The following is an 18257-nucleotide window of genomic DNA, read 5'->3' on the forward strand; positions in this document are numbered from 1 at the left end:
ACCGGCCGTCGCCTTCACCCCTTCCGCACCACCTGTTGCCGGAGAACCCGCACCGTTCTGATCACTCCGCGGTCGCCCCCCACCCATCGCCTCCGGGCACCCGTCGCGTCGTGACGCGCGTCACCATGCAGCGCCCGCGTCACTCCTCCAAGATCCGCTGGAACAGCAGATGGTCCTGCCACCGCCCCGCGATCCGCAGATACCGCGACGCCACGCCGATCTCCGTGAACCCGCACCGCCGCAGCACGGCCTGTGATGCGGCGTTGTGCAGCAGCGTCGCCGCCTGAATGCGATGAAGCCCGAGCTGATCCCGAGCGATGTGGGCCGCGGCATCCACCGCTGCGGTCATCAGCCCGCGGCGACCGAACTCGTCATCGATCCAGTAGCCGAGATTCGCGCTCTGGAACGCGCCGCGCACGATTCCCGACAGGTTCAGTCGGCCGACGATCCGCGCACCCGCGGCGAGCACGAAGGGAGCAGCGAGCCGCGCGTCGCACTCCCGCAGTACCGCGTCGACATCCGCGGCCTGACCGGCCTCGGTGAAGAAAGACGGCACGCGCACCGGCTCCCACGACGCCAGCCGCTCGCGGTTCCGGCGGTACGCCTCGGCGAGCGCCGCAGCATCCGCCGACGCGAGCTCCCGCATCACCACCCCGTCGCCGAGCGCGACCTCCGGCATCAGTCGAGCAACTCCGCCTCGATGACGTCATCGCCAAACGAATCCGGCGGTGTCTGCCCGCTGCTCGTCAGCACGAGTTGCGAGCCGTCGACCGACACGTCCACGCGCACCAGGTCGCCGTCATGGACTCCGCCCGACAACAGCGCCATCGCGAGCCGGTCCTGGATCTCCGACTGGATCAGCCGGCGCAGCGGCCGCGCACCGAACAGCGGGTCGAACCCGCGCTCGGCGAGCCACGCCCGCGCATCCGGCGTCACTGCCAACGTCAGCCGACGAGAACGCAACCGCACCTGCAGCGCATCCACCGCCAATTCGACGATCTGCGCGAGATCCGACTCGGTCAACGGCGAGAACATCACGACGTCGTCAAGACGGTTCAGGAACTCCGGCCGGAACGCTTGACGCACCATCGCCATGACCTGTTCCCGCTTCTTCTCGTCCGTCAGCGTCGGATCGATCAGCACCGGCGACCCGATGTTGCTCGTCAGGATCAGGATCGTGTTCGTGAAGTCGACCGTCCGCCCCTGACCATCCGTCAGCCGGCCGTCGTCGAGCACCTGCAGCAGCACGTCGAACACCTCGGGGTGCGCCTTCTCGACCTCGTCCAGCAGCACCACCGAGTACGGCCGACGCCGCACGGCCTCGGTCAGCTGCCCGCCCTGCTCGTATCCGACGTATCCGGGAGGCGCACCGACGAGCCGCGCCACCGCGTGCTTCTCGCCGTACTCGCTCATGTCGATGCGCACCATCGCGCGCTCATCATCGAACAGGAACTCCGCCAGCGCTTTCGCGAGCTCGGTCTTACCGACACCCGTCGGACCGAGGAACAGGAACGACCCCGTCGGCCGGTTCGGGTCGCTGATCCCGGCACGCGAGCGACGCACGGCATCCGACACCGTCTTCACGGCCGCCTTCTGCCCGATCAGGCGCTTGCCCAGCTCCGACTCGAGGTGCACCAATCGCGCGCTCTCGCTCTGCAACAGCTTTCCCACCGGGATGCCGGTCCACGCCGCAATGACCTCGGCGATGTCCTCGTCGGTCACCCGATCGCCCACCATCCGCTCGGCACCCTCGCCGATCGCGCCCTCAGCCATCTCCGCCTCGGCGAGCTTGCGTTCGAGCGCCGGGATCTCGGCGTACAGCAACCGCGACGCGCGCTCGAGATCACCCTCGCGCTGAGCCCGCTCCGCCTCGACACGCAACGCATCGAGACGCGTCTTGAAATCGCCGACGGCGTTGAGCGATGCCCGCTCTCGCTCCCACCGCGCCTGCAGATCGTCAAGCTCCTGCTGCGCCTTCGCGAGTTGATCGCGAAGCGCCGCGAGGCGCTCCTTCGACGCGTCGTCCTTCTCCTTCTTCAGCGCGAGCTCTTCGAGCTTCAGCCGGTCGGCGTGCCGACGCAGCTCGTCGATCTCGAGCGGCGCCGAATCGATCTCCATGCGCAGCCGCGACGCTGCCTCGTCGATGAGGTCGATCGCCTTGTCGGGCAATTGCCTCGACGGGATGTACCGGTTCGACAGCGCCGCCGCAGCCACGAGCGCGCCATCCGAGATCGCGACCTTGTGGTGCGCCTCGTAGCGCTCCTTCAGCCCGCGGAGGATCGCGATCGAATCCTCGACGCTCGGCTCGCCCACGTACACCTGCTGAAAACGCCGCTCCAGGGCGGCATCCTTCTCGATGAATTCGCGGTACTCGTCGAGCGTCGTCGCGCCGATCAGGCGCAGCTCACCGCGCGCGAGCATCGGCTTCAGCATGTTGGATGCCGCGACCGACCCTTCGCCGCCGCCTGCGCCCATCAGGGTGTGGAGCTCGTCGATGAAGGTGATCACGCGGCCCTCGGACTCGGTGATCTCCTTGAGGACGCTCTTCAGCCGCTCCTCGAATTGCCCGCGGTACATCGCACCGGCCACCAGTGCCGAGATGTCGAGCGCGATCAGTTCCTTACCCTTGAGCGACTCGGCGACGTCGCCGGCGACGATGCGTTGCGCGAGCCCTTCGACGACGGCGGTCTTGCCGACTCCGGGCTCACCGATGAGAACCGGGTTGTTCTTCGTGCGCCGCGTGAGCACCTGGCTCACCCGGCGGATCTCGCTGTCGCGACCGATGACGGGGTCGAGCTTGCCCTGACGCGCACGGTCGGTGAGGTTGATGCCGAACTGCTCGAGGGCGCTTCCCTGCTCCCCCTGTCCGGATGCCGGTTGTGCGTTCATCGTCCACTCCTGAAGGGTCGATCAAAACTTGAGTCCGTCAGGCTCAACTTTATCACGAGGCCATGCCGGGGGATCCGGCCAGCTCGGGCGCGCAGGCGAACCGGGACCGGTATGCCGTCGGCGTCGTCCCCAGCACCCGCGAGAAGTTCTGGCGGAGCACCGCTGCCGACCCGAACCCGCATTCGTACGCGATCGCGTCGAGGCCGAGGTCGGTCTGCTCGAGCAGCCGCTGCGCGTGCAGGATCCGCTGGCGCGCGAGCCACGCCGCCGGTGTCGTGCCGTAATCGGCCTTGAACCGACGGGCGAACGTGCGCGGCGACATGTGCGCCTTCCCCGCCAACTGGTCGACCGAGAGGTCGAGACGGAGGTTCTCCAGCATCCATTCGGTCACGGGCGTCAGCGAGAGCGACGTCGACACCGGGAGCGGCGAGGCGATGAACTGCGCCTGCCCGCCGTCGCGCTGCGGCGGCACGACCATCCGGCGGGCGATCGTGTTCGCCGCTTCGGCCCCCAGCTCCAGTCGCAGCAGGTGCAGGCAGGCGTCGAGTCCCGCCGCGGTCCCCGCGCTCGTGATGATCCGGTCCGACTGCACATAGAGCACGTTCGGGTCGACCTCGATGTCGGGGTACATGCTCGCCATCGTCTCGGCGTACCGCCAGTGCGTCGTCGCGCGACGACCCGACAGGACACCGGATGCCGCGACCGCGAAGGACCCGCTGCACACCGTCAGCACCCACGCGCCGCGATCGACGGCCCGCCGGATCACGTCGAGCACGCGAGGATCCACGTTCGTCCACGCCTCACGCGGGATCGGCGTCACGATCACCAGGTCCGCCTCGTCCGCGAACGACAGGTCCGCGTCGACGTTGATCGAGAACGACAGGTTGCTCGGCACGGCGCCCGGGTCGGGCGTCACGATGCGGAAATCGAAGTTCCGGATGCCGTCGTCAGTCCGATCGAGCCCGAACGCCTCGCAGGCGAGTCCGAACTCGAAGGGCGCGAAACCGGGCTGCACGAGACACGCGACGGTGGTGAGCATGACGACCCCCAAAGAGGTGAAACCGAGTTGGCAGGATTCCTGCGGGCAGTGTCCCAGCGGCCACTAGTGGCAGGATGAGGGCAAGCATAGCGTTTCTGCCATGACCGCCGCACTGCTTCTTCTCTTCCTGGTCGTCGTGATCGTCAGCGCCGCCCTCGCTGTCGTCCGAGTTGTCGCCCTCGATGGCTATCGCCGCCAGCCGACCCGGACGCTCGGGTCCCGCTTCCCGTGACCCGCCTTCCGCCACTGAGAGGCCCGCCCCTAGACTCGGGGTCCCGCGAGAGGAACCCTGATGAGCGAACCCGTCCCGCCGTACCCGCCGCAGCAGCAGCAGCCCGGCTACCCGTACGGCACTCCGCCCGCACCGGCCGGCGCGGGTCGTGGCCTCGCGATCACCGCCGTGATCATCGCCGCCGTCCCGGTCCTGCTGGGCGGCATCTGGCCGATGATCACGATCCAGCTCTACCGCATGGCCTCCGACCCCACCCTGCTCGGCATCGCCAATGGCTTCTCCGCGGTCTTCACCTGCGCGCTCGCCCTGGTCGCCCTCATCCTCGGCCTCGTCGCCGTGAAGCGGGATGCCGCTGTCCGCCTCCTCGGCGGCATCGCGATCGGTCTCGCCGCAGCCACGGTCGTCGGCACGGTGCTGGGATTCCTGTCCTCCACGATCGCCAGCGGACTCTTCTGACAGGTGCGCCCGCGAGCTGGATCCGGCTAGGTTGAGGACATGGAATACGGTTTCGCAGCTGTCGTCGTCGGGATCATCGCCGCGAGCCTGTTCATCGCGAACCGTCGCGCGCGTCGCGACCGATCGGTCACCGACGAGGAAGGTCGCGGCGCGGCTGCCCGTCGCGCGATCGATTCCGAGGCACGCATGGCCAAGGCCACCGCGACGTACGTCGACAACCGGAGCAACGCCGGCGGCGCCGGCGGGATCTGACCCCGCTCAGCTCCGGCTGAGGTCCTTCGCCGCCGCCAGCAGGATCTGCGCGGAGCGAGCCCAGTCGAACGAGCGGATGTGGCTCGTCCCCGCGTCGACGAGGCGCTCTCGCACGCCCGGCTCATCGAGTGAGCGCACCGCGCGCGCCACATCGTGCGGATCGAGCGGGTCGACGTACAACGCACCGTCACCCGCGACTTCGCGGAAGATCTCCATGTCGGTGACCACCGCGGGAACACCCAGCTCCAGCGCCTCCGCCACGGGGAGTCCGTACCCCTCGTCGAGGCTCGTGGTCACCAGGGCGGCGTCGTCGGCGAGGAGCGCCGCGTAGGCGGCATCCGTCACCCCGTCGTGGAAGACGACCGACGCGCCGCCGGCCAGGGCCGTCAGCTCGGCGCGACGCTCGGGCGTGATGCGCGACAGCAGGTGCAGCGTGTGCTCGGGAAGCTCCCGCATCGCCGTCACGAGAGTTTCGACGTTCTTGTACGGCATGAACGAGCCCATGTAGACGAGGTTCCGCACGGGACCCGCACCGACGGCCGTTCCCTCCGGCAGCAACTCGGCGAGACGCTGCGGCGCGTTGGGGATCACGACGACCGGGCGCTTCGTCAGCCGCACGCGCGCGAACTGGCGCGCGCTCGTCTCACTGACCGTCGCGACGAGATCAGCCGCGTTCAGGGTCCACCGCTGCGGCCAGTACGACAGGTGGAACACCCGCCACCCGAGCCGCACGTACCAGGGCAGCGCACGCGGCGGGGTGCGGTGGCGGTAGTAGATCGTGTCGTGCAGCGTGAGGATGAGGCGGAACCGTCGACCGGCCGACCCGATGGTCTGCATCGGCGAGAACAGCACGTCGGGTCGGTGCCGGTTCAGCAGCAACGACGAGAGCGGTTCCTTGGCCGACGTCGGCGAGTGGATCGTCAAGGTGATTGCGCCGTCGGGCAGGAAGGCGCGTTGCCGCTCGTCGTGGATCACATACGTGACTTCGGCCTGATGGGCGGATGCGGCATCCGCCACCGCCTGCGCGAGCTCGGCCGAGTAGCGGCTGATGCCGTCGTGGAAGTCCGTGCGGATGTAGCGCGCGTCGAAGAACAGACGCATGTCAGCGGTCGAGCGGTTCGCCGCGGTACAGCTTCTCGAACGTGTCGAGGGTGCGCTCGATGTCGTGGATGACGACGCCGTCGAGCGAGGCCTGCTGCATCCGCGAGTATTCGGCCTGGTCGGCGGTGAGCACCGTCCGGAGCTTCTCGGCGAGCTCATCGGCGTTGCCGGGCTCGAACAGGTAGCCGTTCTCCCCGTCGTGCACGAGGTGAGGCAGTGCGACCGCGTTCGCGGCGATGACGGGCAGACCCGAGGCCATGGCCTCCATGGTCGCGATCGACTGCAGCTCGGCGACGGAGGCGATGACGAAGACATCGGCGCGCGTGTACGCCTCGCGGAGCTCCTCTTCGGACACTCGTCCGAGGAAGGTGACGCGGTCCTCGAGGCCGAGGCGCTGGGTCACCTGCCCGAGACTCTTGCGCTGATCACCGCCGCCGACGATTTCGAACTGCAGGTCGAGATCGGGCAGCTTCGAGATCGCCTCGAGCGTGACCTCGACGTGCTTTTCGGTCGTCAGTCGCCCGACGAACAGCACGCGACGCCGCTTCTCGCGCGGCTCGAGGTTGGGCGTGTAGTTGCTCTGGCGGATGCCGCAGCTGATCGGCACGACGCCGGAGATGTCGATCGTGTTCTCGAGGAACTCAGCGGCCTTGCGTGTCGGCGTCGTCACCGCGCGCGACATCTTGAAGGTGCGCTCCGCGTCGGCCCACGCGACCTTGAGGAAGATGTCGTACAGGAACTTCGGCAGCAGCGTGAAGTCGAGGATGTTGTCGGCCATGATGTGGTTCGTCGCAACCACAGGGATACCGCGCTGATGCGCGATGCGGGTCAACGCGCGACCGATGACGATGTGCGACTGGCTGTGCACGACGTCCACGTCGACCTCGTCGAGCAGCTGACGCGAGTAGTGCTTGGCCCGCCACGGCGCGACGAACCGCAGCCAGTCGTGCGGGCGGTAGCGCCACCCCGGAAGGCGGTGGACCGTCAGCGGCTGACCCTCGATGACCTCGGTGAAGACGCCGTGGTTACGGTGGGTGACACTCGGCGTGACGACGTGCACGTCGTGGCCGCGCGCGGCGAGGCCTGCGGAGAGGCGCTCGGTGAATCGGGCACCGCCGTTGACGTCGGGGGCGAACGTGTCGGCCGCCACCATGATGGTGAGGGGCCGGTGCTCGGCGGCGGGATCGTCCGGGGGCGTCATGGTCACGGGGTGCGGGCCAATCTGTGCGTCGGGGGCGGGAGGGCGCTCTCGCCTGAGGGGCGCAGGGATGTGCGGGGCGCCGGGGCTCGATTCTAGCCCGGGACCGGGTGGTCCTCCGCTGGGAGAGCGGCGCGCCCCAGGCTCAGGATGGTCCGAGGCGCCGCAACCTACGCTGGTCGATATGACGCGCATCTCCGCTCAGGCCGACCCCGCACACTGGGTTCCGATCACCGGTTCCTTCGGGTTCCGCGGGCGTCGCGCCCGCAAGAAGGCGATCGGGATGCTGCTCGCCCAGGCGAACACCGCCTTCGGTCGCGAGCAGCCCGGCAGCAAGGTCGCCGCGTGGGCGATGAGCCAGGCGATCCCCGCCCTGATGCGCCGTGCCGACGGGCGTCTGCTGGCGTGGGTGTGGAAGGACGACCCCGAGCTGCTCGTCGCCATGGCCCAGGTGCAGGAGCTCACGCCGCAGCTGCGCACCCTGCGCGCGAGCATGCCGATCGAGTACGACGACACCGTCTCGTTCACCGGTTCGCCGCTCGGCGTCGGCGAGAAGCTCGAGATGCCGCTGCCCCCGAACCCGCGTCAGACTCCGTTCGCGTCGTACACGTGGGACACCGGCACGCACCTCGTCACGCTGACCGCAGTGATCTCCGACCGCGAGCGGTTCGGCACCGTCATCCCCGCCGTCGACGCACTCGCCCGTTCGCTCCGCCTGGTCAGCGACCTGACCGTCGGCGAGGGCCCCGGCACCCTCCGCATCGACCCCGCCTGACCGTCGCTCGACCCCCGGCATCCGCTTCGTTTCGTCGACCCGTCGCAGATGGTCACTTCCGACCCCGCTCGGCGACCATCTGGGACGGTTCGGGGTGCCACCCCCGTTCCAAAAGGGTGGTTCGGACCCGTTCCAGGATCCACCGGCGGGCAGTGCCACGGTGTGAGCGATTGACGCGGATGACGCGCCACCCCGCGGCCGCGAGGTCATCCAGCCGCTCGACGTCGCGGGAATACTGACGGTCGTCGAGGCGGTGCTGTTGCCCGTCGTACTCGAGCAGCACCTTCGTCGGCGCATGCACCAGGTCGCCGTAGGCGAGGAACCGGCCGTACGCATCACGGATCTCGGCGTTCACCTCGAAGGGCGGCAAACCCGCGTCCCGCGCGTCCAACCGCAGCAGAGTCTCCGCGACGGAGTCGGTGCGCGGCGCCGCGGACTGCAGCGCGCGTCGCAGTCGGCGCACCTCGCGCGTTCCCGGGCGGGCAGCCACCTCGTCGAGCAGGTCGTCGAGCCCGAGTACGGGGTTGTGGCGTCGCATCAGTGCATCCGCGGCGACGATGAGTTCCCGATCACTGAGAAGGGATGCCGCCTGGCACCACGCCGCGGCCGGGGTGGACACCGGCAGCCCTTCGACTGCTTGGATGCGAGCGGTGGTCAGCTCGTGGCCGCGCACCCCTGCCCCGCGCGCCCGAACCGTCGGCGGGATTGCGGTCACATCGACCGCACGATGCAGCCTGTCGGGAGCCCAGCCACCCACGAGGATGAGCGCGGTTGCGTGAGAGCAGTGCTCCTGTCGCCGGAGCTTCGGCACATAGGCGAGGGCGAGCGCCCGGACATCATCGCCGCGATCGCGCGAGCGCACGCCATAGAACGGCGCGGCCAGCGACAGGTTACGGAGACGGCGGCGTGAGACGCCCGCGTCGAGCGCCTGGGCTACGTGGAATCGGTCGGGAAGGTCCGGGGGCAGAGTCAGCGGCATCCGCCCACCGTCCCCTCGTCGGGGCACCCGTCGTCGCGTCAGACCCCTCTCTGTGGACTGTTCTCGCCGCCCGCCACCGGGGAGGAGTCGCGAAACGTCTCAGATGGTCGCTTTCCTCGCCATCGAACGACCATCTGCGACGGCTCGACGCCGCCGGTCAGTCGTCAGACGACGGGCGCCAGAGGACCACGTCGGTCGCGCGGCGGACGCGCGTGCCCTGCCGGAGCGTGACGACCGATCCGGTCGCGCCGGCGGCGAACACCCGGGCGCCGCGGCGCGCGGCGACCTCGTCGCGCAGGCGCGCCTGCAGTCCCGACACCTCGCGGCGCAGCATCCGCACCTGGTTCTCGAGCTCGATGATGCGCGAGATGGCCGGCAGACTCACACCGTCGGCCGACATCTGCGCGACTTCCCGCAGCTGCGCGACGTGCCGGAGGGAGTACCGGCGCGACCCGCCACGGGTGCGCGCCGGTACCACGAGTCCCAGCCGGTCGTACTGACGCAGCGTCTGCGGGTGCATGCCGGCGAGCTCGGCGGCCACCGCGATCGCGAGGATCGGGGCTTCTTCGTCGACCTGCTCGTTCGCCATGCCTCTCACCTCACTCGCGCGCCTTGGCCATCAAGTCGGCGCGGGGGTTCTCCTTGGGCTCCAACTCGTGGAACCGTTCGAGTGCTTCGCGGGCCGGTCCGTCGAGGTGGGTCGGAACCGCGACCTGCACCTCGGCGAGGAGGTCGCCGGTGCCCTTCGCGGTCTGAACCCCGCGACCCTTGACGCGCAGCACACGACCCGACGGGGTTCCCGGCGCGACGCGCAGCTTGACGCTGTCGCCGCCCAGGGTCGGCACCTCGATCGTGGCGCCCAGCGCGGCCTCGGTGAACGTGACCGGCACATGGATGCGGAGGTTCAGCCCTTCCCGCGTGAAAACCGGATGCGGGCGGACCCCCACCGTCAGGACGATATCGCCCGACTCCCCACCATCCGGCGAGGGACGACCTCGACCGCGCAGCTTGATCTTCTGGCCGTCCGAGACCCCCGCGGGGATCTTGACCTTGATCGGCTTGCCGTCGTCGCCCTGGAGCGTGATCGTCTCGCCACGGACCGCCGTGGTGAAGTCCAGCGTCGTACGAGCGGTGACGTCGGCTCCGCGCTGCGGGCCGCCGAAGCCGCGGAATCCACCGCTCGGCTGCCCGAAGCGACCGGAGCCGAACCGGCCCCCGCCCTGCTGCCCGAACATCGCGAAGAGGTCGTCGAAGTCGGCCTGCTGGCCGCCCGCGCCGCCGGGCTGGAACCGGCTGAACACGTCTTCGAACCCGCCGCTCGCCCCGGGCTGGAAGCGTGCACTCCCCGAGCCCATGGCGCGCAGCTGGTCGTACTCGGCGCGCTGCTCCTTGTCGCTGAGCACCGAGTACGCCTCGCTGACCTCTTTGAACTTCGCCTCGGCCGTGGGGTCTCCCGCGTTCGAGTCGGGGTGATAGGTGCGCGCCAGCTTGCGGTACGTCTTCTTCAAGTCGGCGTCGGAGACGTCCTTGGACACCCCGAGCACCTTGTAGAAGTCCTTATCGAACCAATCCTGACTGGCCATCGATGCGCTTCCTCACTCAGCCGGAACGGCGACCACGACCTTCGCCGGACGCAGCTCGAGATCCCCGAGGCGGTAACCGACCTCGACGACCTCGAGGATCGTCGGCTCGGTCGTGCCGGGGGTGGGCGCCTGGAAGATCGCCTCGTGCTGCTGCGGGTCGAACGCGTCGCCCGCAGCGCCGTAGCGCTCTACTCCCAGCCGTGCCACGACAGCACGCGTCTTCTCGGCGATCGCCGCCAGCACGGTGCCCTCTTCGAGGTCGCCGTGCTTCTCAGCGCGATCGAGATCGTCGAGCACGGGCAGCATCCCCTTGGCGACCGCACCCTTGGCACGCGCGATCTCCACCTCGCGCTGGTCCTCGGTCCGGCGACGGTAGTTGGCGTACTCCGCCTGCACCCGCTTCAGGTCGAGGAGCAGATCGTGCTCCTCCTCCGGGGCGTCCGCGACGGCGGCCTCGTCGGACTGAGCCGCGCCGAGGATGTCGTCGACCGTGAGCGCGTCCGGCTCCGTGTCGGCATCCCCGGCGTGCTCGGCCGACTCGTCGGCCGGCGTTGCGGCGACGTCGTCGCCGTCCTCCGGCTTGTCGAAGTCCTTGTCCGCCATGGTTACTTCTTCTCGTCCTCGTCGTCCACGACCTCGGCGTCGACGACATCCTCATCGGAGGATGCCGGCTGCTCGCCGGCGGGCGCGTCGGTCGGGGCCTGTGCGGCGTCCGCCTGGCTCGCGGCGTAGATCGCTTCGCCGATCTTGCCCTGCGAGGCGTTCAGCTTGTCGAAGGCGTCCTTGACGGTGTCGTCGTTGTCGCCCGCGAGCGCCGTCTTGAGCGCGTCGACGTCGGCCTGGACCTCGGTCTTGACGTCCTCGGGCAGCTTGTCGGCGTTCTCGCTGAGAAGCTTTTCGATCGAGTACGAGAGCGTCTCGGCCTGGTTGCGGACCTCAGCGGCCTCGCGGCGCTTCTTGTCCTCAGCCGCGTGCTCCTCGGCCTCGCGCACCATCCGCTCGATGTCGTCCTTCGGCAGCGACGAGCCGCCGGTGATCGTCATCGACTGCTCCTTGCCGGTGCCCTTGTCCTTCGCGGAGACGTGCACGATGCCGTTGGCGTCGATGTCGAAGGTGACCTCGACCTGCGGGATGCCGCGGGGTGCCGGCGCGATGCCGGTGAGCTCGAACGTACCCAGCGGCTTGTTGTCGCGGGTGAAGTCGCGCTCGCCCTGGAAGACCTGGATGGCGACGGACGGCTGGTTGTCGTCAGCGGTCGTGAAGGTCTCGCTGCGCTTGGTCGGGATGGCCGTGTTGCGCTCGATGAGCTTCGTCATGATGCCGCCCTTAGTCTCGATGCCGAGGCTCAGCGGGGTGACGTCGATGAGGAGGACGTCCTTGCGCTCGCCCTTCAGGACACCGGCCTGCAGAGCGGCACCGACGGCGACGACCTCGTCGGGGTTGACGCCCTTGTTGGGCTCCTTGCCGGCTTCCTTCTTCACGAGCTCGCTCACGGCGGGCATACGCGTCGATCCACCGACGAGCACGACGTGGTCGATGTCGGCGACCTTGATGCCGGCTTCGCGGATGACGTCCTCGAAGGGCTTCTTCGTGCGGTCGAGGAGGTCCTTGGTGAGGTCCTCGAACTTCGCGCGGCTCAGCGTCTCGGACAGCGAGACGGGGCCCGAGTCGGTCAGCGACAGGTACGGCAGGTTGATCGAGGCCGACTGCGAGCTCGAGAGCTCCTTCTTCGCCTGCTCGGCAGCTTCCTTGAGGCGCTGCAGGGCGATCTTGTCGCTCGAGACGTCGACGCCGGTCGTGTCCTTGAACTGCTTGATCAGGTACTCGACGACGCGCTGGTCCCAGTCGTCTCCACCGAGGCGGTTGTCACCGGCGGTCGAGCGGACCTGGATGGTCGAGAAATCGTCGTCCTTGCCCACCTCGAGGAGGGAGACGTCGAACGTTCCACCACCGAGGTCGAAGACGAGGATGAGCTCATCTTCCTTGCCCTTGTCGAGGCCGTAGGCGAGCGCGGCGGCGGTCGGCTCGTTGATGATGCGGAGGACGTTGAGGCCAGCGATCTCGCCGGCTTCCTTCGTGGCCTGACGCTCGGCGTCGTTGAAGTAGGCGGGGACCGTGATGACGGCATCCGTCACCGTGTCACCGAGGTACTGCTCGGCGTCGCGCTTGAGCTTCTGGAGGATGCGCGCCGAGATCTCCTGCGGCGTGTAGTTCTTGCCGTCGATGGCCTGGGTCTTCCAGTCGGTGCCCATGTGGCGCTTGACGGAGGTCAGGGTGCGGTCGACGTTCGTGACTGCCTGGCGCTTCGCGGTCTCACCGACGAGCACCTCGCCGTCCTTCGTGAAGGCGACGACCGACGGAGTCGTGCGAAGACCCTCGGCGTTGGCGATGACCTTCGGCTCGCCACCTTCGAGGACGGCGACGACCGAGTTGGTCGTTCCCAGGTCGATTCCCACTGCACGTGCCATGTGATGCTCCTTCGTGTGACGTTCGCGTAGATCTGAAGTCTTTCCGCGGCGTCGGGTGGAACCTGAGCCGCGATGACTCAACGTTACTCCGACCGACGTCGAGCGTCAAACCAACTTGAGCCGACTCATATCAAGTTTGCAGGCTGGCGCCGAGGTTAGCGTGAACGGATGCCGATCCGCTTCACCCCACTCGACCCCACCGGCGCCGACCGCGACGCACTGATCACCTTCATGACGTCGCAGACGTTCCCGTTCCACGTCCGCACGAATCCGACGGCAACGCAGATCGCGGACGCGATCGACGACGGCGCCTACGCGGATGAGGACCACGCCTCGTTCTGGATCGACAGCGACGAGGACGGCCGCCTCGGTTTCTTCCGCCTGGAGGACCTCAGCGACGATGCGCCGCTGTTCGATCTGCGCCTGGACACGGCCCACCGCGGCCGGGGGCTCGCCGCCGAGGTGCTCCGCGCCGCGACCGACTACGTCTTCACGACCCTGCCGGACGTCAACCGGTTCGAGGGGCAGACCCGGGAGGACAACGTCGCGATGCGACGCGTGTTCGTCCGTTGCGGGTGGGTTCAGGAGGCCTACTACCGCGAGGGCTGGCCGACCGACGACGGGCGACTGCGGGCATCCGTCGCGTACAGCATCCTCCGCCGCGACTGGCGTGACGGCACCGTGACGCCCGTCGTATGGGACCTTCCGACGCAGGGGTGACGTCGCGACACCGAGTTGTCCCGCGGCGGGGGTAGTGTGCGGCTCATGACGCGTTCCAGCGGCGGGACGCCCGAGATCCCCGCCACCGCCGACAGCGGCGCCCTCCCCGTGATGTTCCAGGACCTCGAAGAGCGCCCCGTCGCGCGCAGGAACGTCGTGTCCTGGGCGATGTGGGACTGGGCGACCCAGCCGTTCAACTCGGTCATCCTGACCTTCGTCTTCGTGTCGCTGTACCTCGTGTCCGACACGTTCCTGCCGGCCGACATCGCCGCCCTCGCCGATGACGACCCGGTGAAGCAGTCCGCTCTGGCAGACCTGTCGAGCGGCTACGGACTGGTCTCGACCATCGCCGGACTCGCGATCCTGCTGCTCGCGCCGATCCTCGGGCAGGTCGCCGATCGAAAGGGGCGCAAGAAGCGCTGGCTGCTCATTGCGACCGCGCTCCTGGCGCTCCTGCAGTTCGGCCTGTTCTTCGTCTTCGCCGAGCCGTCGTACTTCTGGCTCGGCGCGATCATCGTCTCGTTGGGCGCCGTCGCATCCGAGATCGCGGGCGTCAACTACAACGCGCTGCTGGTGAGCGTCTCGACCCCGCGCACGGTCGGCAAGGTCTCGGGGCTCGGCTGGGGGCTCGGCTACATCGGCGGCATCCTGGCCCTCGTGGCCGTCGTCATCCTCAACGCGGTCGAATGGTTCGGGCTCGACACCTCGGATGGCCTCGCCTACCGGCTGATCGCGGTCGGGTGCGCGGTCTGGACCATCGTCTTCGCGATTCCGCTGTTCCGGAACGTCCCCGAGCCGCCCGCACCCGCCGGCGAGCCCCCGCTGGGGTTCACGGCCTGGTTCCGCGCCTTCTTCCGATCGATCCGCGAGCTGTTCCGCTCGCACCGGCCGACGGCGTGGTTCCTGCTCGCGAGCGCCGTCTACCGCGACGGGCTCGGCGGAGTCTTCGCGTTCGGTGGCGTGCTCGCTGCGGTCGCGTTCGGGTTCTCACCCAACGAGGTCATCCTCTTCGGCATCGCCGCGAACCTCGTCGCCGGAATCTCGACGGTCATCGCCGGCCGCCTCGACGACCGCTTCGGCGCCCGGGCGATCATCCTGACCTCGCTCGTCGGCCTCGTCGTTGCCGCGCTCGGGGTGTTCCTGCTGCACGACGCCGGGAAGCTGCCGTTCTGGATCCTCGGGCTCGCCCTCTGCGCCTTCGTGGGCCCGGCGCAGGCGTCGACGCGGTCGCTGCTCGCGCGCATCACGCCGGAGCACATGCAGGGCGAGGTCTTCGGGCTCTACGCGACGACGGGCCGCGTGGTCAGCTTCCTCGCTCCGGCGATGTGGACGCTGTTCATCACGGCCTTCGGCGCCACCTACTGGGGCATCCTCGGCATCGCGATCGTGCTCGTGATCGGCCTCGTGCTCATGCTCTTCGTGAAACTGCCGCGGCCCGCGCATCTGCGCTGACCGCGGCAGTTCACCGAGGGGACCGATCCGAGCGGATGCCGGGGCTCAGCGCTCGGCGCGGGCCAGGTTCGCGCGCAGCTCGTCGGCGGTCTGCCGGATCACGTACGCGGGCTGGTCGCGCTCGACGCGCCAGCTCTCATCGAGAGGTCCGACGTTGACGGTGTCGAAGCCGAAGTCGTCGTAGAGCTTCGTGATGAAGACGATGGCGTCATCCGAGTCGCTCGAGGTCGCCAGCGCACGGCGATCCGCCGCACCGGCGGGGGCACCGTCGGTGGTGATGTCGGCGGCCGGGATGTGGTTGAAGCCCTTGACGACGGTCGACTCCGGCAGGCGGTCCTGCAGCATCCGCGAGGTCGTGGTCTTCTTCTCGTCGAGCTCGGCGATGTGGCCGTCGCGCTCCCAGTAGTAGTTGTTGGTGTCGACGACGATCTTGCCGGCGAGCTCGACGACCGGCAGGTCGTCGATGTTCTTGAGCGGGATGGTGACGACGACCCACTCGCCGAAGGCGGCGGCATCCGCTGCCGTCATGGCGTGGGCGTTCTCACCGAGTTCGGCGACGAGATCTGCGAGCGTCTCGGGTCCGCGCGAGTTGCTGATCGCGACCTGGTGTCCCTGCGCGACGAGTCCGCGTGCAACTGCCGAACCGATGTGACCTGCTCCGATGATTCCTACGTGTGTCATACCTCGGGAAACGCATCGGCCCCGCGTCCATTCCCGGCGGAAGCTGCGCAAAGCCGATCACTCGCCGATGAGCGCACTCCACGCGTCGCCGAGAGTCGCGTCGATCTCCCGGTCACCGGCCCGGAAGGCGTGAGCGCGGTGCGCCGAGGCGACGCGCGCCCGCGCGCGGGCCGAGGTCACCGTGCCGGCATCGTCCCACGCGAGGTCGAGTTCGATACCGGGACGGGCGACGAGACCGCGCACCGATCCGGCTCCGAGGACGCCGGGCCAGGCCGGCAGGAGCACGATCGAGTCGCCGTGCGAGTGCACGAGGCACTCCGCGATGCCCGCGGTGTAGCCGAGGTTGCCGTCGATCTGGAACGGCGGGTGCGCGGCGAGCATGTTGTCGTAGAGTCCGCCGGACTGGTCGCCGCGGTCGACCGACATGTCGCGGAAGACGAGCGAGAGGAGATCCGCGACGCGCTCGGATTCGCCGAGGCGCGCGCGGAGGGCGATCTTCCAGGCGAGCGACCACCCGGTCGATTCGTCCTCACGGAGGTCGAGGAAGCGGGATGCCGCCGCCGCGAGCTCCGGGGTGAGGGGACCGGTCCCTGGGTATGCGAACACGAGCGGCGACAGGTGTCGGTGGTGCGGGTCCACGGCCGTGCGGTCGCCGGGCCACTCCGCGATCGAGCCGTCGTCATCGAGCGGGATCTCCGGAAGCTGCGCGCGCGCCTCCGCCGCCTCCGCCACCAGCGGGTCGTCGTCGTGACCGAGCAGGTCGGCGAGGCGGAGGAACTCGTCGAGGTGGGCGCGCAGCAGCACGAGGTCGAGCGTCGCCGACTCCGAGACGGCCGCCGACCCGCCGCCGGCAGTGCGGAACACGTTCTCGGGAGAGGTCGAGAGAGCGGTGCCCCATTCGCCCGATTCGGTGCGCATCGCCCAGGCGAGCGCGAACGCCGTCGCACCGCGGAGCAGTCGGAGCGCGCGGCGGCGCTCCGCCCCATCGGCGACACCGAATGCGTCGCGTTCGGCGAGGTGGCGACACAACCAGAGTCCTGCCATCGGCCAGAACGCCCAGGCTGCATCGTGCGCACCGTCGCCCACGGGCTGGGTGTAGCCCCAGGCATCCGTGTTGTGGTGCGCGACCCACCCGGGGGCGTCGTACAGCCGGCGCGCCGTCTCGGCGCCGCTGTCGGCGAGGGCCTCGATGAGGCTGAGCAGCGGCTCCTCGGTCTCGCTGAGGTTGGTCGTGTGGGCGGCCCAGTAGTTCATCTCGACGTTGATGTTCGTCGTGTAGTTCGAGCTCCAGTCGGGCCGGAGGTACTGGTTCCAGATGCCCTGCAGCGTCGCGGGCAGGCCGCCTGGACGCGACGAGCATATGAGCAGGTACCGGCCGTAGTGGAACAGCAGCGCCGCCATGCCGGGATCGCGACGCACGTCGACGCCGCCGTCCGCCGCGAGATCACGAAGACGCTCCGCAGTATCGCGGTCAAGGTCGGCGTCGGTCGCTCCGGCGAGCGCCAGCTCAGCACGGTCGTACAGGGCGGCGTGGTCGCGCACCTGCGCAGTGCGGACATCTTCGAGACCCGCGGCGATCGCAGCGTCGACGAGTCCGGCTGCGCGGCGAGAGGCAGCACGTTCGGTGCCGGCCGGCATCCGTCCCATGGCGGTGAAGGTCGTCGCGCTGGCGAGCACCACGGTGACCCGGGTCGCGCGGAGCACACGTCCGCCGCGCACGGGAGTGCCGTCGGTGAGGATGCGGGCGTGAAGCGCACCGCGAACCGAGGCGGCGCCCTCCTCGTAGACGACGGGCTCGTCGACCTCGTCGTGCGGTGGCGTCACGTCGGACGGCGCCTGGATGAGGAGAGTCGTGGCGGTGTCGTTCTCGACCCGGCCGAGTTCGCGCAGCTGAGTCTCGAGCTCGACGCGGACGTCGATCGGCTCGTCGCTCTCGAGCTCGTGCACCAGCACGCCGTGCGGAGCGCTGATCCAGGTGCGGTGACGGAGGCCTCCCCCCGCCCACAGGCCCTCGGCCGAGTGGGTCGCCGTACGGAGGTCGAGCTCGCGACGGTAGTCGGCGACGTCGGCGGCGTTCGCCCCGTCGATCCTCACGCGGAGGTCGGCGAGGGGGAGGAAGGACTGCGCGTGGCGGTGCTGCAGTCGACGGACGTGCTGGTCGGCATCCTCTTCGCGTCCGTCCGCAACGGCGTCACGGGCGGCGGCGAGTGCATCGCGGGCCTCCTCGGCGGTGACGACGGGCGCCACGAGTTCGCTGGCGGGGCTTCCCGACCACATCGTCTCGTCGTTGAGACGCAGGAGCGCATCGGTCACGCCGCCGAAGCACATGGCGCCGAGGGCGCCGTTGCCGAGTGGGAGGGCCTCGTTCCAGGTCTCCGCGGGGCGGCGGTACCACAGGACGTGCTCAGTCATCGTTCTCCTTCGGGCGCGAA

Annotated in this window: 18 protein-coding genes; 6 read left to right on the forward strand and 12 right to left on the reverse strand. The window is 69.1% G+C overall.

The annotated features are described in order from the left end of the window. Positions 1-139: 139 nt before the first annotated feature. The 3 genes from MO1_RS12300 to MO1_RS12310 are packed head-to-tail and all read right to left on the reverse strand — an operon-like array spanning position 140 to position 3928. Entirely contained in the window at positions 140-679 is a 540-nt protein-coding gene (locus MO1_RS12300; RefSeq protein WP_060916176.1) for a GNAT family N-acetyltransferase, read from the reverse strand. After that, the gene (locus MO1_RS12305) at positions 679-2889 is read right to left on the reverse strand and encodes an ATP-dependent Clp protease ATP-binding subunit (protein WP_082724416.1); all 2211 of its coding nucleotides are present in this window, start codon (positions 2887-2889) and stop codon (positions 679-681) included. The genes MO1_RS12300 and MO1_RS12305 overlap by 1 nt, the downstream gene beginning before the upstream one ends. 52 nt (positions 2890-2941) lie before the next feature. After that, on the reverse strand, positions 2942-3928 hold the full coding sequence (locus tag MO1_RS12310) for a GlxA family transcriptional regulator (RefSeq protein ID WP_060916234.1): 987 nt from the start codon (positions 3926-3928) through the stop codon (positions 2942-2944). A 100-nt stretch (positions 3929-4028) separates the two neighbouring features. On the opposite strand from MO1_RS12310, the gene MO1_RS14925 reads away from it, so the two are divergent. From MO1_RS14925 to MO1_RS12320, 3 genes are read left to right on the forward strand one after another with little or no spacing between them, the layout of a single operon-like run. After that, the gene (locus MO1_RS14925) at positions 4029-4160 is read left to right on the forward strand and encodes a hypothetical protein (RefSeq protein ID WP_255209268.1); all 132 of its coding nucleotides are present in this window, start codon (positions 4029-4031) and stop codon (positions 4158-4160) included. Between the two features lie 60 nt (positions 4161-4220). Further along, a complete protein-coding gene (locus tag MO1_RS12315; protein ID WP_060916177.1) occupies positions 4221-4616 on the forward strand; it encodes a hypothetical protein in 396 nt (131 codons plus the stop codon). Between the two features lie 39 nt (positions 4617-4655). Beyond that, on the forward strand, positions 4656-4868 hold the full coding sequence (locus MO1_RS12320; RefSeq protein WP_036309518.1) for a hypothetical protein: 213 nt from the start codon (positions 4656-4658) through the stop codon (positions 4866-4868). Positions 4869-4874: 6 nt separating this feature from the next. Here the strand turns inward: MO1_RS12320 and MO1_RS12325 are convergent, their stop codons facing one another. Together MO1_RS12325 and MO1_RS12330 are read right to left on the reverse strand one after the other, a co-directional pair. After that, positions 4875-5969: a glycosyltransferase gene (locus tag MO1_RS12325; RefSeq protein ID WP_060916178.1), complete on the reverse strand. Its 1095-nt coding sequence runs from the start codon at positions 5967-5969 to the stop codon at positions 4875-4877. Between the two features lies 1 nt (position 5970). Then, complete coding sequence (locus MO1_RS12330) at positions 5971-7170, reverse strand: glycosyltransferase (RefSeq protein WP_036309814.1); 1200 nt, start codon at positions 7168-7170, stop codon at positions 5971-5973. A 181-nt stretch (positions 7171-7351) separates the two neighbouring features. Between MO1_RS12330 and MO1_RS12335 the strand changes: the two genes are divergently transcribed. Then, positions 7352-7942, forward strand: a complete 591-nt coding sequence (locus MO1_RS12335; protein ID WP_036311635.1) for a hypothetical protein — start codon at positions 7352-7354, stop codon at positions 7940-7942. A gap of 52 nt (positions 7943-7994) precedes the next feature. Here MO1_RS12335 and MO1_RS12340 read toward each other — a convergent pair whose 3' ends face one another. The 5 genes from MO1_RS12340 to dnaK all read right to left on the reverse strand — a co-directional run bounded on the left by MO1_RS12340 (position 7995) and on the right by dnaK (position 12972). Continuing rightward, positions 7995-8921 carry a DUF559 domain-containing protein gene (locus tag MO1_RS12340; protein WP_060916179.1) on the reverse strand — a complete coding sequence of 309 codons (927 nt, stop codon included), beginning with the start codon at positions 8919-8921 and terminating at the stop codon, positions 7995-7997. 157 nt (positions 8922-9078) lie between these two features. Continuing rightward, entirely contained in the window at positions 9079-9510 is a 432-nt protein-coding gene (locus MO1_RS12345) for a heat shock protein transcriptional repressor HspR (protein WP_036311630.1), read from the reverse strand. Positions 9511-9520: 10 nt separating this feature from the next. Further along, the gene (locus tag MO1_RS12350) at positions 9521-10504 is read right to left on the reverse strand and encodes a DnaJ C-terminal domain-containing protein (RefSeq protein ID WP_036311628.1); all 984 of its coding nucleotides are present in this window, start codon (positions 10502-10504) and stop codon (positions 9521-9523) included. 12 nt (positions 10505-10516) lie between these two features. Further along, positions 10517-11107: a nucleotide exchange factor GrpE gene (locus MO1_RS12355; protein ID WP_060916180.1), complete on the reverse strand. Its 591-nt coding sequence runs from the start codon at positions 11105-11107 to the stop codon at positions 10517-10519. Positions 11108-11109: 2 nt separating this feature from the next. Beyond that, positions 11110-12972 (reverse strand): molecular chaperone DnaK, encoded by a 1863-nt coding sequence (gene dnaK, locus MO1_RS12360; protein ID WP_060916181.1) that lies wholly within the window; start codon positions 12970-12972, stop codon positions 11110-11112. 168 nt (positions 12973-13140) lie between these two features. Between dnaK and MO1_RS12365 the strand changes: the two genes are divergently transcribed. Both MO1_RS12365 and MO1_RS12370 read left to right on the forward strand, forming a co-directional pair. Further along, positions 13141-13692 carry a GNAT family N-acetyltransferase gene (locus MO1_RS12365; protein WP_060916182.1) on the forward strand — a complete coding sequence of 184 codons (552 nt, stop codon included), beginning with the start codon at positions 13141-13143 and terminating at the stop codon, positions 13690-13692. A 45-nt stretch (positions 13693-13737) separates the two neighbouring features. Next, positions 13738-15144: an MFS transporter gene (locus MO1_RS12370; RefSeq protein WP_060916183.1), complete on the forward strand. Its 1407-nt coding sequence runs from the start codon at positions 13738-13740 to the stop codon at positions 15142-15144. A 45-nt stretch (positions 15145-15189) separates the two neighbouring features. Here the strand turns inward: MO1_RS12370 and MO1_RS12375 are convergent, their stop codons facing one another. Together MO1_RS12375 and MO1_RS12380 are read right to left on the reverse strand one after the other, a co-directional pair. Further along, a complete protein-coding gene (locus tag MO1_RS12375) occupies positions 15190-15825 on the reverse strand; it encodes an NADPH-dependent F420 reductase (RefSeq protein ID WP_060916184.1) in 636 nt (211 codons plus the stop codon). Between the two features lie 57 nt (positions 15826-15882). Continuing rightward, complete coding sequence (locus tag MO1_RS12380) at positions 15883-18237, reverse strand: glycosyl hydrolase family 95 catalytic domain-containing protein (RefSeq protein WP_060916185.1); 2355 nt, start codon at positions 18235-18237, stop codon at positions 15883-15885. Positions 18238-18257 lie beyond the last annotated feature (20 nt).

The sequence above is a fragment of the Microbacterium oleivorans NBRC 103075 genome (assembly GCF_001552475.1).
GTDB lineage: Bacteria > Actinomycetota > Actinomycetes > Actinomycetales > Microbacteriaceae > Microbacterium > Microbacterium oleivorans.